Source organism: Fictibacillus solisalsi (genome assembly GCF_900103485.1).
Lineage (GTDB): Bacteria > Bacillota > Bacilli > Bacillales > Fictibacillaceae > Fictibacillus_C > Fictibacillus_C solisalsi.
The window spans coordinates 266,663-278,607 of the sequence record NZ_FNHW01000001.1 but is presented as its reverse complement, the minus strand read 5'-3'; the positions used below and the strand labels follow the sequence as shown (position 1 = coordinate 278,607).

The 11,945-nt window shown below is 45.2% G+C and carries 10 protein-coding genes; 5 read left to right on the top strand and 5 right to left on the bottom strand.

The features are described from left to right. Positions 1-62 precede the first annotated feature (62 nt). From BLT53_RS01405 to BLT53_RS01390, 4 genes are all read right to left on the bottom strand, one after another. A complete protein-coding gene (locus BLT53_RS01405) occupies positions 63-1,292 on the bottom strand; it encodes an MFS transporter (RefSeq protein WP_090232214.1) in 1,230 nt (409 codons plus the stop codon). A gap of 30 nt (positions 1,293-1,322) precedes the next feature. Then, complete coding sequence (locus BLT53_RS01400; protein WP_090232212.1) at positions 1,323-2,324, bottom strand: ROK family transcriptional regulator; 1,002 nt, start codon at positions 2,322-2,324, stop codon at positions 1,323-1,325. A gap of 170 nt (positions 2,325-2,494) precedes the next feature. After that, entirely contained in the window at positions 2,495-3,910 is a 1,416-nt protein-coding gene (gene gndA / locus BLT53_RS01395) for an NADP-dependent phosphogluconate dehydrogenase (protein WP_090232210.1), read from the bottom strand. A 111-nt stretch (positions 3,911-4,021) separates the two neighbouring features. After that, positions 4,022-5,077 (bottom strand): alkene reductase, encoded by a 1,056-nt coding sequence (locus tag BLT53_RS01390; RefSeq protein ID WP_090232209.1) that lies wholly within the window; start codon positions 5,075-5,077, stop codon positions 4,022-4,024. Between the two features lie 368 nt (positions 5,078-5,445). Here BLT53_RS01390 and BLT53_RS01385 point away from each other — a divergent pair, with 368 nt between their 5' ends. Then, complete coding sequence (locus BLT53_RS01385; RefSeq protein ID WP_090232207.1) at positions 5,446-6,285, top strand: hypothetical protein; 840 nt, start codon at positions 5,446-5,448, stop codon at positions 6,283-6,285. Between the two features lie 36 nt (positions 6,286-6,321). Here BLT53_RS01385 and BLT53_RS01380 read toward each other — a convergent pair whose 3' ends face one another. Beyond that, positions 6,322-6,960: a TetR/AcrR family transcriptional regulator gene (locus BLT53_RS01380; RefSeq protein ID WP_090232205.1), complete on the bottom strand. Its 639-nt coding sequence runs from the start codon at positions 6,958-6,960 to the stop codon at positions 6,322-6,324. A gap of 168 nt (positions 6,961-7,128) precedes the next feature. Here BLT53_RS01380 and BLT53_RS01375 point away from each other — a divergent pair, with 168 nt between their 5' ends. The 4 genes from BLT53_RS01375 to BLT53_RS01360 all read left to right on the top strand — a co-directional run bounded on the left by BLT53_RS01375 (position 7,129) and on the right by BLT53_RS01360 (position 11,932). Continuing rightward, complete coding sequence (locus BLT53_RS01375; RefSeq protein ID WP_090236620.1) at positions 7,129-8,325, top strand: YhgE/Pip domain-containing protein; 1,197 nt, start codon at positions 7,129-7,131, stop codon at positions 8,323-8,325. 53 nt (positions 8,326-8,378) lie between these two features. Continuing rightward, positions 8,379-9,899, top strand: coding sequence for an FAD-dependent monooxygenase (locus BLT53_RS01370; RefSeq protein ID WP_090232204.1), 1,521 nt, complete (start codon positions 8,379-8,381; stop codon positions 9,897-9,899). Between the two features lie 220 nt (positions 9,900-10,119). Beyond that, positions 10,120-11,064: a nucleoside hydrolase gene (locus tag BLT53_RS01365; RefSeq protein WP_090232202.1), complete on the top strand. Its 945-nt coding sequence runs from the start codon at positions 10,120-10,122 to the stop codon at positions 11,062-11,064. A gap of 109 nt (positions 11,065-11,173) precedes the next feature. Further along, positions 11,174-11,932, top strand: a complete 759-nt coding sequence (locus BLT53_RS01360; RefSeq protein ID WP_090232201.1) for a MerR family transcriptional regulator — start codon at positions 11,174-11,176, stop codon at positions 11,930-11,932. Positions 11,933-11,945: the final 13 nt, after the last annotated feature.

The following is an 11,945-nucleotide window of genomic DNA, read 5'->3' as shown; positions in this document are numbered from 1 at the left end:
GGAGATTCTTTCGTCCTTCTTTTATCATAGTAAAAATTGCATTCTGATGCGAGCAGCACGTGCTACATCGCGGTTGTGTTTCTTTTTGTTCCCTTAAAAAGTATCCCTTTTTTCATAAGAATATTCAATCTCTCTGAACACGCAAACAGTGCAGCCACCAGTATGACTATGAAAAATGGAAAGATTCCTATGGTGATGTGGGCAGCCATCAAGCCTAGTAAAGGAGGAATGAATGTACTTCCCGTATAGGCCAATGCCATCTGATAGCCGATGATGGCCTGGGAATGTTCCTTTCCAAACCGGACAGGTGTTTCATGGATCATGCATGGAAAAACGGGAGCGAATCCCATGCCCATCAGAATAAAACCGCTCAGAAGAAAAATAGACGGCAGCGGTAAAATGGCAAGCACGGCGCCTAGTAAGGAAATCAATAAACCTGAGCGAATTAACGCCATATTGTTTAGCTTAAACGTGATAAAACCGGTAATCAGCCGTCCTGCTGTGATCCCCGCATAATAGAGGGATACCCATTGTGCGGCCACGCCTGCAGGCAGGTCCTTTACTGCTACAAGAAAGCTGCTTCCCCACAGGCCTACTGCTGCTTCCGCACCGCAATACAACAAAAAGGATGCCATTGCCAGTTTTACTCCCTTGATGCGCAGCGGTTTTGCCTTTTTCTGCTGTTCACCCGGTTCCTGTGGAGCGGAACCTGGTACTTCCTTTCTTTCTTCCTTCCCTGAACCGCCGACCTTTTTCCATAAGGGAAGGGTTAAAAAGAGAACAACAACAAGCGCAAACTGGATGAGGGCGATCGTCAGATAACCGTTTCTCCATGAATTCTGTGTGGAGATAAACTGCGACATGATGATTGGACCAAGGGTCGCTCCTATCCCCCAAAAACAATGAAGCCAGCTCATGTGGTGCGCTTTATAGTGAGTCGCGACATAGTTGTTCAGTCCGGCATCCACCGATCCTGCCCCAAGACCGAGCGGAATTGCACAGAGAAATAGCCAAACAAGCGAAGGCGCGAAATGAAAACCGAGCAGGGCAACAGCAGTCATGAACACACTGACCAAGGTGACCTTGCCTGTTCCGAAACGGCCAATAACTTTTCCGCTCGCCAGAGCTGAAACGATCGTACCGCCCGCTATTGACATGGACAGTAAACCGGCAGTATCAAGGGACACGCCGTAATCGGCCTGCATGACGGGCCAGGCAGCGCCCAACACAGAATCAGGCAGACCTAAACTGATAAACGCCAGATAAATGATGACCAGGAAAAATGTTGCCATGTGGTGCCTCCTTTTATGTAGGTTTGGTTCCTATAAATGTATAGAAATCATGAGTTCTAGCCCAAGGCTTTGGAGCCCATTCAGATAATCCCGCTTCCAATCACTGAGGGCCAGCTCTGGCAGGTGCTCCCCAGGAACATAGACAGAACTTCTTTTTTGAATATCACGAAGCATGGCTGAAGTCATTTCTTCCTGGCTGAACAGAATTCTGTGCGGATTAAGAATAGCAGTAAAAGAAGCAATCAGCCGGCTAATCGCGTCAATCGGCTGTCCCTCGTTCTGGAGAGCCTGTAGAAAGTTGTGATGATCATATTGTGGGACAAATGAAACCTCCCCCGTAAAAAATGTGCTGCCTCTCACCACATCGCCGTTGATCAGGATTCCTGATCCGGGTCCGTTTTGTCCGAAGCAGAGATACACAAGTGACGGATTATCGATCATTTTGTTGGTGATGGTATATCCAAGCACGGCTGCGTTCATGTCATTCTCCACCACAACGGGTATGGAAAAACGTTCCTCATAATATCCTTTGATATCCTTATTTTGAAACTGTCGATATCCTGGGATATAAATGACATTCCCCTGGTTAACCGCACCAGGAACGCCAATCGACATCGAATTGATTTTGGGGTGCTTTTCAATGAGGCCTTCCAACAAATGAGTAAATGATTCCAGTGAATTTTCGGATAGTACACTGGCCATTGTTCCCTGTTCCTTTACTTCCCCAAGACAATTAAAAATGGTATAGGCCGTTTCTGTTTTTTCCAGGAACACGGCCAGGCCGAGCATGTGCTCCGGATTATACCGGTAACGGTGGGCTCTTCTTCCGCCACTGGAATGATCCAACCCCATGGCTACTACTTCGCCGGCTTTTTCCATTTGCGAAAGAAATTTGCTCGCGGTCGGAAAGCTGATGCCCAGCTTCTCGCTGAGTTCCGCTTTGGTGGCACTTCCCATGTCCAGGAGTGCCTTGCGGATCCCAAGCAGGATGGCTTTTTTCTTTGATTCCGGAGTTGTAAATAGGGATTTCATCGCTTCTCCTTCCTGTCCCACTACTTTTTTAACGTCTTTAATAAGTGTTTAAAAACTTATTAAACGCCTTTAATAAGTCCTGTTTACCATAGCATATTCCCTTAAACACTACAATAGGCCACAAGAAAGATAAGACAAAAGAGACTGACCGAAGCCAGTCCCTTCACCTATTACTTTTGAAGCCATTCGGTATGGAAGATTCCTTCCTTGTCCAAACGCTGATACGTGTGGGCACCGAAATAATCACGCTGAGCCTGCAAAAGATTGGCAGGCAGCGTTTCTGTGCGATAGCTGTCATAATACGCCAGTGCACTTGAGAAGGCCGGTACCGGAATACCGGATTGTATGGCCAGACTGAGCACTTCACGCAATGCGCCCTGGTAGTTTTCTGCGATATCTTTAAAGTAGGAATCAAGCAATAGATTGGTAAGGCCCGCATCCCGGTCATACGCTTCTTTAATCTTTTGCAGGAACTGGGCACGGATGATGCAGCCGCCGCGGAAAATCATTGCGATATTTCCATATTGAAGGTTCCAGTCATACTCATCAGAAGCTGCTCTCATTTGGGCGAATCCCTGTGCATACGAACAAATTTTGCTCATGTACAGTGCTTTGCGGACCGCTTCAATAAGCTCCTCCTTGTTTCCGTCAAACGCCTGGCGCTCTGGCCCGGACAGCACTTTGCTTGCTTTTACCCGCTCTTCCTTCATGGCGGAGATAAAGCGGGAAAATACAGACTCTGTAATGATTGGAAGCGGAACCCCGAGATCCAGGGCACTTTGGCTTGTCCATTTACCTGTACCCTTCTGGCCTGCTGTATCAAGAATGACATCTACTAGAGGCTTGCCCGTTTCTTCATCCTTTTTCGTGAAGATGTCAGCTGTAATTTCAATAAGGTAGCTGTCGAGCTCTCCCTTATTCCACTCCGCAAACACTTCATGAAGCTCTTCTGCGCTTAATCCCAAGACATTTTTCAAGATAAAATAAGCTTCCGAGATTAATTGCATATCTCCGTACTCAATGCCGTTGTGCACCATTTTTACATAGTGGCCCGCACCATTCGGTCCAATGTAAGTACAACAAGGATCGTCATTTACTTTCGCAGAAATGGCTTTTAGAATCGGCTCCACCAATTCGTACGCTTCTTTTTGACCGCCAGGCATAATGGAAGGCCCCTTCAGTGCGCCCTCCTCCCCTCCGGAAACACCTGTCCCGATAAAATGTATACCTGAATCTTCGAGCTCATGATTACGGCGAATCGTATCCTGGAAGAACGTGTTTCCTCCGTCAATTAAAATATCATTCTTATCGAGGTAAGGCTTTAACGAATCAATCGTCGCATCCGTTGCCGCACCTGCCTTGACCATGAGCAAAATTTTACGAGGCTTTTCCAGTGCATTTACGAATTCCTCAATAGAAGCCGCACCAAAAAAGTTTTTGCCTTCTGCCTCATTTTTCAAAAATTCTTCTGTTTTTTCATAGGAACGGTTAAACACCGCGACAGAATAGCCCCGGCTTTCAATATTAAGTGCGAGGTTCTTTCCCATGACTGCTAGTCCGATTACTCCGATTTGTTGTTTGGCCATGATCACGTATCCCTTCATTATTGGTTAAGCCTGTTAAGCTTTTGTTTGACTATACCATAATCCTTCTTGAGCACAAGGTTCTTTTTCTGAAAACATTGAAAAAACTGTGTTTTATACGAGCTGTACCAAATGTTTCTTAGGTTCATAGTCTGCAAGCTTTTCGTTTTGCTTCAATCGTGTTAGATAATCCGGGTTGGCGATAAGCGGCCGGCCGATCGCCGCCACATCAATCGTTCCCTTTTCAAGTGCCTCTTCAGATGTCTGTGCATCCAGATTTCCAACACCTATGATCACACCGTCCCAATAGTGTCGTACCAATTCATGCAATGTTAACCCTCGTGCGATCGGTTTTGTAAACTCCATGGTGGAAGGGTGGATCATTCGGACGCCGGTCTCTTTAAACGCTTCGATAAACGTTTGGATCGCTGCCTCGGGGTCTTCCCACATATAAGCCAGATCATCGATTTTAAAGGCGGAGAACCTGATAAGGGTACGTTCCACTCCAACCGCTTCAATCACGGCACTCAAGACTTCCTTCATAAAAGTCAGACGCTTTTTCAAGTCACCGCCATAACGGTCCGTCCGCCGATTGGAAACGTCTGAATTGAACTGGTCGATCAGATAGCCGTGGGCTCCATGGATTTCCACGCCATCAAAGCCGGCTTCTATTGCATTTTTTGCTGCTTGTGCGTATTGGCCCACCACTTCCTTAATGTCTTGCTCTGTCATTTCCTCAGGCGTATCAAACGGTTTTCCAAAGCGTGATACTTTTCCTTCTGCCGCAATCGCTGAAGGTGCCTGCGGGGGAAGTCCTCCGGCAATTTCATGATGACTCGCGCGGCCAACATGCCAAATCTGTGCGATAATGGTTCCGCCCTCTGCATGCACCGCCCTGGTCACTTTTTTCCAACTGTCGATTTGCTCTTGTGTATAAATTCCGGGCACTCCGGGGTTTCCTTTCGCTCTTGAAGAAATGACAACACCTTCTGTGATGATTAGCCCGATCCCGTCTTGTGCCCGTTTTCGGTAATACTCTGCGATCTGGTCATTGACCGCACCAGTTGTATCATCGGCAAACGATCGTGTCATCGGGGCCATTGCTGTTCTTGTTCTGAGGTTCCATGCGCCTATGGTTACGGGTTCAAATAGCTTGGTATATTTATTCATTTCATAGCCTCCAGTACTCTTGTATTATTTGAAGCTTAGCTGAGAAGTGGCTGCATTTCAAAAGAAAAGCTCACACACTTTTCGGAATAAAACGGTTCTGGATTTGGCTACGGTTCCTCCTTATCGTTGAAAATCTCGCATTCTGGATGGATCCCCGTTCGGCCCTGTTTCTCTGCTTTTAACATGGAACAATCAGGTATTCCCCGGTTGCGGCTTTAAAGACATTTAAATTGATGGTTATCGCCTGCAGAGTTCACAAACAAATCCTGTACAGGCAGCCGCATCTGTACTTGCAGTTTACTCATTCCTCGTATACCGTCATTTCCTTTTATTAGGTTTTGCTTTATTCTGAAGAGGGAGAATTATTTATGAAAAAAACAAACTTGCCATTTTTACTCGGAATCTTGCTTTTCCTTCTCTCAGCACCACCTATTATTAACTTTGTTCAAGAGATGCACTACGAACAGAAATCCGAAGAACTCTATAATTTTCAAACCATTTTCACTCCCAATCTTGAATTTTATGTCGAAGACAACCAGGATTTTGGGATTGAAAGTTACGGACCGACGGACCAAAACACAATGGAAAAAGGCCGTATTTCATTAAGACCCGGCCTTACACTTGAAAAGGTCCAATTAATACGGACCGGAAAAGACAAAGGCACTTTTTCACAGGAATTTCGCTATAGAAAAAACCGAATTGAAGTGAAAGATACTTTCCCTCTCGACCTGTCAAAAGACAAAAACCTGCTCAAGATCTTTCCTGAAACGGGTACCTCCCCCATTGAGATCAAAATTAACGGCAAGGATTATTCAAATCGGTTGCCTTTGACGATTTTCCCAAACTTATTTGACCAAAGCCGCTATCCGTATTTCGCACTTGTTTTTGTTGAAAACCTTAAGACGAAGAAAGAAAGCCTGGTTCTGGCACAGGCTAACGATAAACATGGGAATAATTACCGTTTTTTATGGATTTCCGAGAATGGAAAGGTCAGAGCCGAAACCTTCAATAATAATGAACGAACAAAAAAACTTTATCGTACGGATATTATTAATGCTGGCAATATTTCACCTATAACACTGGGCTATAAAGGGAACACCGTTGAATTCTATCCTACTCTTTTCTTTCCATTCCTGTACCCTTTGCTTAGTGCTTTGGCCGGTGTGTTTCTCATTATCATTGGAGGAACCATGGTTCATAAAAAATAAAAAACCCGCCCTAAGAACGGTCTGGTGTCAGTTCTTTTATGGCGAGGTTTTTTCATTTTGTTCATCAGATATCAGGCCCGCTGCCCGTCGTGGCCCCAGAAAGGTCAGCTTAAACGCGGTCATGGCAATTTCTTTTGGTGATTCCTTCATCCCGCTGAACAGCCATTCCTGAATGACGCCGAGGTGAGCAGAAATGACGTACGCTTTAAAATAGTCAAAAGGAACAGCCATTTCGATTCTCGCTTTCTTTACCATATGCTTCAGCAGGTGTTCAGCCAGCATTTCCTTTAACTTCACTTGAAACAAGGGATCTCCTTTTGGGCCCAGAATCACCCTCATAAATGCTCCATTTTCTTTCAAGTACTCAAATAATTTTACAATGAAAGGCAAGGGCTCGCCTCTGTTAAAATGCTCGTAGAAATTCTCCAGCTGAAGTCCCTCTACGTGTCCCTGGACTTGTGCCAGCTCATCCAGTACTTCTCTCTCACATTGCTCGAGCAAATCGAATTTATCCTTATAGTGCAAATAAAAGGTTCCCCGGTTGATATCCGCTTTTTCCGTTAAATCTCTGACGGTGATGGCATCAAACCCTACATCCTCCATCAGTTCGGTTAACGCATCCCTGATCATTTGTTTGGTTCGCCGGATCCGCCGGTCGGTGTTGTTCAACGACATCCCTTCAACTCCTTTTTTTAACATTACTCAACACATTCGCTTTATCTGTTGAGTATGGAACAGGTTGAGAAATATTGATTATTGTTATTCGTTCTAATGTCATTATAATAAACTCTAAATCAACTAATCAACAGTCTGTTCAATAATGAAAGGAGTGTCCAATAAATGATGTTAAAAAACAAGCTGCTGTTATGGTCGCCAATAATAACTCTTGCGGTGGGTTTGCTGTTTAGCCTTGCCAGTCTCCCTTCCATTCACCCTGTACCCCGTGAACTGCCGATTGCATTGGTGAACGAAGATGAGGGCGCTGTGCTCCCTGACAAATCCAACATCAATATGGGTGATCAGGTGACTGCCATGTCAAAAAAGGCGTTCTCTCAAAAAGAAGGCCAGCAACCTGTTAAATGGGTTAAGCTTAACGAGAAAAATGAAGCCATGAAAGGGATGAACGAGCGAGAGTATTACGGTGCGCTCATTCTTCCGAAGGATTTCAGCAAAAAACTTGTTTCACTGCAGACTGCTTCTCCCTCTTCCCCCAAGCTGCAAATTCTGGTGAATCAGGGCATGAACAGTTCTGCTTCAGCCATGGCAAGCCAATTGCTGAACGGAGTGGCCGATCAAATTAATGGTAAGGTGCGGGAACAAATCATCAGTGGTTTGAAACAGAAAAAAGATCCAATTCCCATTGATACTGTTTCAGTTCTCGCCACACCGATCAAAAAAGAAACCATGAATGTCAATGCATTCGGTACTCACAGTGCAAATGGAAACTCTCCGGTTTCCCTTTTTCAGCCACTCTGGATGGGAAGCCTTATTGGCGCTGTTTTATTGTTTGTGGTGTTGAAAAAAACTGTCTTCACCAGCAGAAAGGAAAAGTTCCAGTTCATCACGAAACAGTTCCTTGTTGGCATCTTTTTGGCCGCATTGTTCGGATGGGGAATTACATGGTTTGCCGATGGGATTCTGCAGCTTGATATCCCCTCCAAAATGGACACGGCAATCTTTTTATCGATTGCGTATCTCAGCTTTCTTTTAATGATGCTCGCAGTCGTATCATGGATTGGAATGAAAGGATTTCCACTTTTTGCGCTTCTTCTGTTTTTTGGCGCTCCCTTGCTGTCCATGGCACCGGAAATCATGCCGGAATTTTATCAGAACTGGATTTTCCCATGGCTCCCGATGCGTTATATGACAGACGGGCTAAGAGACCTTTTCTTTTTCGGAAACGGACTGAGCTGGGATCACGTGCAGGTCCTTTGCGGGATCGGCATCACAAGCCTTGTACTTTTGCTGCTGTCAGCCCTGATTCAAAATGAAAAACAAAAAATCTCGGCTGATGCCGAAGAAAAGCTTTCCGTTTTATAAAACGAGGAGATCACCATAAAAAGGAATCAAAGAAATTGAGGGAGGGCGATATCATGAATTCAAAAATACTTATTGTCGGAGCAGGGCCAACCGGCCTTGTCCTTGCTCTGCAGCTCGCCCATTTTGGCATACCTTTTCGTATCGTTGAAAAACATTCCGGACCCGGAGAAGCTTCCCGGGCTCTGGTCGTCCATTCCCGTATTTTGGAGTTCTACCGGCAGCTTGGCATTTCAGATGAAGTGGTTGACCTTGGAATTCCGTTGGATTCGGTACAGCTTCATGAAGGATTAAAAGAAAAAGCACAGTTGAAATTCAGTGATCTGAAAAAGGACATTGGCCCCTACCCGTTCGCTCTTTGTCTGGCACAGGATGTTCATGAAAGATACCTTGTGAAGAAGCTGGACGAAATGGGAATCACAATCGAATGGAACACCGAGCTGTATTCTTTTTCGGATGAAGGCAAAAGCGTAAAGACTGTTTTAATCAAGAATGAAGTGAAGGAAGAAGCGGAGTTTGCTTATCTCTGTGGATGTGACGGAGCGCACAGCACTGTCCGAAAAGAACTCGGACTCGGTTTCTCGGGCGGAACCTATGAAGAACTTTTTTACGTGGCCGATGTGGAATCTGCTGATGTAAATGCTAAAGAACATGCGTTAAAAGTTCATTTAAGCAACAATGGCTTGTGCATCTTCATGCCAGTTAGGACAACGGGGATGATCCGGCTTATTGGCATCGTGCCCCCGGAATTGAGGGACCGGGAATCCCTTCAATTTCGGGATGTCCAGCCTGTCGCCGAGAAACAAATTGGAATCCAGGTGACCGGTGTGAACTGGTTTTCGACGTACCGCGTGCATCATCGGGTCAGTGACCATTTCAGAAAAGGCCGTTGCTTCATTGCCGGAGATGCCGGGCACATTCACAGTCCCGCCGGCGGACAAGGTATGAATACAGGAATTTCCGATGCTATTAATTTGGCCTGGAAACTTGCAGCGGTGCTTCAGGAGAAAGCGGATCCTTCTATTCTGGATACGTATGAAACGGAAAGGATTGCATTTGCCCGCACGCTGATTTCCACTACGGACCGCGCATTTCAGGTTATGGTGGGCAAGAACTTTCCCAATAGATTGGCCCGTACTGTCCTGATTCCGTACGCCGCTCCCCTTCTGTTTGGCTTCAGCATGACGCGAAGAATCTTTTTCGGCATGGTTTCCCAGCTCGGAATCGAATATCAAGACAGCGCATTAAGCAAGGGCAAAGCTGGAAAAGTACATGGTGGAGACCGTTTGCCCTGGTGCAGGACCATCCAGGGAAACAATTTCGATGCTCTTCGTTCAATGGATTGGCAAGTCCACGTGTATGGAGAAGCAAAACCGGATTACAAGAGATTTTGTGAAAGCGCCGGCCTCCCCCTTCATATCTTTCCATGGGAAGCATCCATGAAGGAGGCAGACCTGAAACGAAATGCAGCGTATCTCGTCAGGCCCGACGGCTATGTTGCCATTGCGGATAACGCACAAGATCTCAAAGCACTGAATCAATATCTTAAAGAATTTACCCTTTCTCCACTTTTTTAAAGAAAGAAATAGGAAAGCACAGGCTGACCGCGCCGGTGCTTTTTTCGTTTTTTACTCACCATTCCTATCATTTTCATAGTGGTGCTGTAATATGAACCGAAACGAACAGTACGTTTGGGTGTGCTCCTTATACAGGCCAAAAGACACACTTCTTACGGTTCCCATTCTTTTACATATCGAAGAATCATATGCTGTAAAAATTCTTTAAACAGGTGATAATATGGCCAGGAAGGTACTGCTTTTCGCAGATGTTGGAATTGATGATACAATCGCTCTGATTTATGGATATTTGAGCAGGCAGGTCGATCTGATTGGAGTGGTGGATTATGGAAATGTCCCGCGGCAGATGGGCTTGCGCAATATTACATATTTAATTAATCTTTTCAATTTAGCCAATCAGACAAAAGTGATCCTCGGAGCTGAGAAACCGATGACGGGCGAAGACCCCGTATTCTACCCGGAGATTCACGGTCAGTACGGACTTGGATACATCAAGCCACCGGACTTGCCAGAAGGCGGGTTTACCGAAAATTTCTATGAAGTTGTAAATTTAATCAACGAGTATGCAGGAGAACTCGTTATTGTGAATACTGGCAGGCTGACCTCTCTTGCGAGTATGTATATCTTGTTCAATGATCTGATGAAAAAAGTGAAAGAAGTATATGTTATGGGCGGCGCGTTTTGGGTACCAGGCAATGTTACTGCTGTATCAGAAGCCAATATTCATGGTGATCCGATCGCGGCCAATATCGTATTCCGTTACGCCAGAAACCTGACCATCATCCCGTTGAATGTTACGGAACGCGCGATTGTAACCCCTCAAATGGTGGATTATATTCAATCCAAGGGCAAGGCAAAAATCATTAAGCCCCTTCTTGACTTTTACTATGAGTTTTATAAAAAACGAAATCCCGCGATAAAGGGAAGTCCGGTACATGATGCCCTTACCCTGATGGCAACCATTAATCCCTCGATGTTTTCATACCAATCGCTTCCAGTTCATGTAAGCCCCAATGGCACCGTTACCAAGGGACAGACCATTGCCGATATCCGGCCGTATGCTACTCTTAATAATGGGGAAAGCAAACACAGAATCGCCTTTAATTTTAATTATGAAGCCTTCTATTATGATTTTATGTCGATCATGACCGGTGAACTCATGTAATATCCTATTCCCGATCCAGATAAGAGCGGATTATTAATATTTTTTGAAAAATGGGTTTGACCTTTACGCAGCGTCAAAGTGTAAGGTTAAACTGTCAGGAGGTGATGACATGGAATACACTGTTCAAAAACTGGGGCAGCTCGCAGGTATCAGTACACGAACCCTCAGGTATTATGATGAAATTGGACTCCTAAAGCCGGCAAGGATCAATTCATCCGGATACCGTATTTATGGCCAGCAAGAAGTGAACCGGCTCCAGCAAATCTTATTTTACAGGGAACTTGGACTCCATCTGGAAAAGATTCGTGATATTATGAACGATCCAAACTTTGACAGTACAAAGGCATTAAAAGATCATCGTGAGAACCTCCTGAACAAAAAGGAGCAGCTTGACCTTCTCATTGTCAATGTAGAGAAGTCCATTGCTGCACAGGAAAGGGGAATAACGATGAACGATCAGGAGAAGTTTGAAGGCTTCAATGAGAAGCTCATTGAGGAGAACGAAAAAGTGTACGGAAAAGAAATCCGGGAGAAATATGGAGAGGATGCGGTTAACCGCTCCAACGATAAACTAAAGAGTATGACGGTACAAGAACATGAGGAACTTACCCGCCTGGGTGACGAACTTTATGAAACATTGGGTGAGGCCTTCAAAACAGGTGATCCAGCTGGAGTTCTCGCACAAAAAGCAGCAGAACTCCACAAGCAATGGCTTTGTTTTTATTGGGACAGCTACAGCAGGGAAGCTCATAGAGGACTCGCACAACTGTATGTAGACGATGAACGTTTCAAACAGCATTATGACAAGAGCCAGCCAGGAACTGCTGAATTTTTACGAGATGCGATTCATGTTTATACGAGCAATTAGAAAAATCCCTTGC

Bases quoted from the DNA above. Each gene is read 5' to 3' on its own strand.
- BLT53_RS01375 (WP_090236620.1), top strand. From the start codon at position 7,129: ATGTTAAAAAACAAGCTGCTGTTATGGTCGCCAATAATAACTCTTGCG.
- BLT53_RS01360 (WP_090232201.1), top strand. From the start codon at position 11,174: ATGGAATACACTGTTCAAAAACTGGGGCAGCTCGCAGGTATCAGTACA.
- BLT53_RS01385 (WP_090232207.1), top strand. From the start codon at position 5,446: ATGAAAAAAACAAACTTGCCATTTTTACTCGGAATCTTGCTTTTCCTT.
- BLT53_RS01370 (WP_090232204.1), top strand. From the start codon at position 8,379: ATGAATTCAAAAATACTTATTGTCGGAGCAGGGCCAACCGGCCTTGTC.
- BLT53_RS01390 (WP_090232209.1), bottom strand. From the start codon at position 5,077: ATGAATAAATATACCAAGCTATTTGAACCCGTAACCATAGGCGCATGG.
- BLT53_RS01365 (WP_090232202.1), top strand. From the start codon at position 10,120: ATGGCCAGGAAGGTACTGCTTTTCGCAGATGTTGGAATTGATGATACA.
- BLT53_RS01380 (WP_090232205.1), bottom strand. From the start codon at position 6,960: ATGTCGTTGAACAACACCGACCGGCGGATCCGGCGAACCAAACAAATG.
- BLT53_RS01405 (WP_090232214.1), bottom strand. From the start codon at position 1,292: ATGGCAACATTTTTCCTGGTCATCATTTATCTGGCGTTTATCAGTTTA.
- BLT53_RS01400 (WP_090232212.1), bottom strand. From the start codon at position 2,324: ATGAAATCCCTATTTACAACTCCGGAATCAAAGAAAAAAGCCATCCTG.
- gndA (WP_090232210.1), bottom strand. From the start codon at position 3,910: ATGGCCAAACAACAAATCGGAGTAATCGGACTAGCAGTCATGGGAAAG.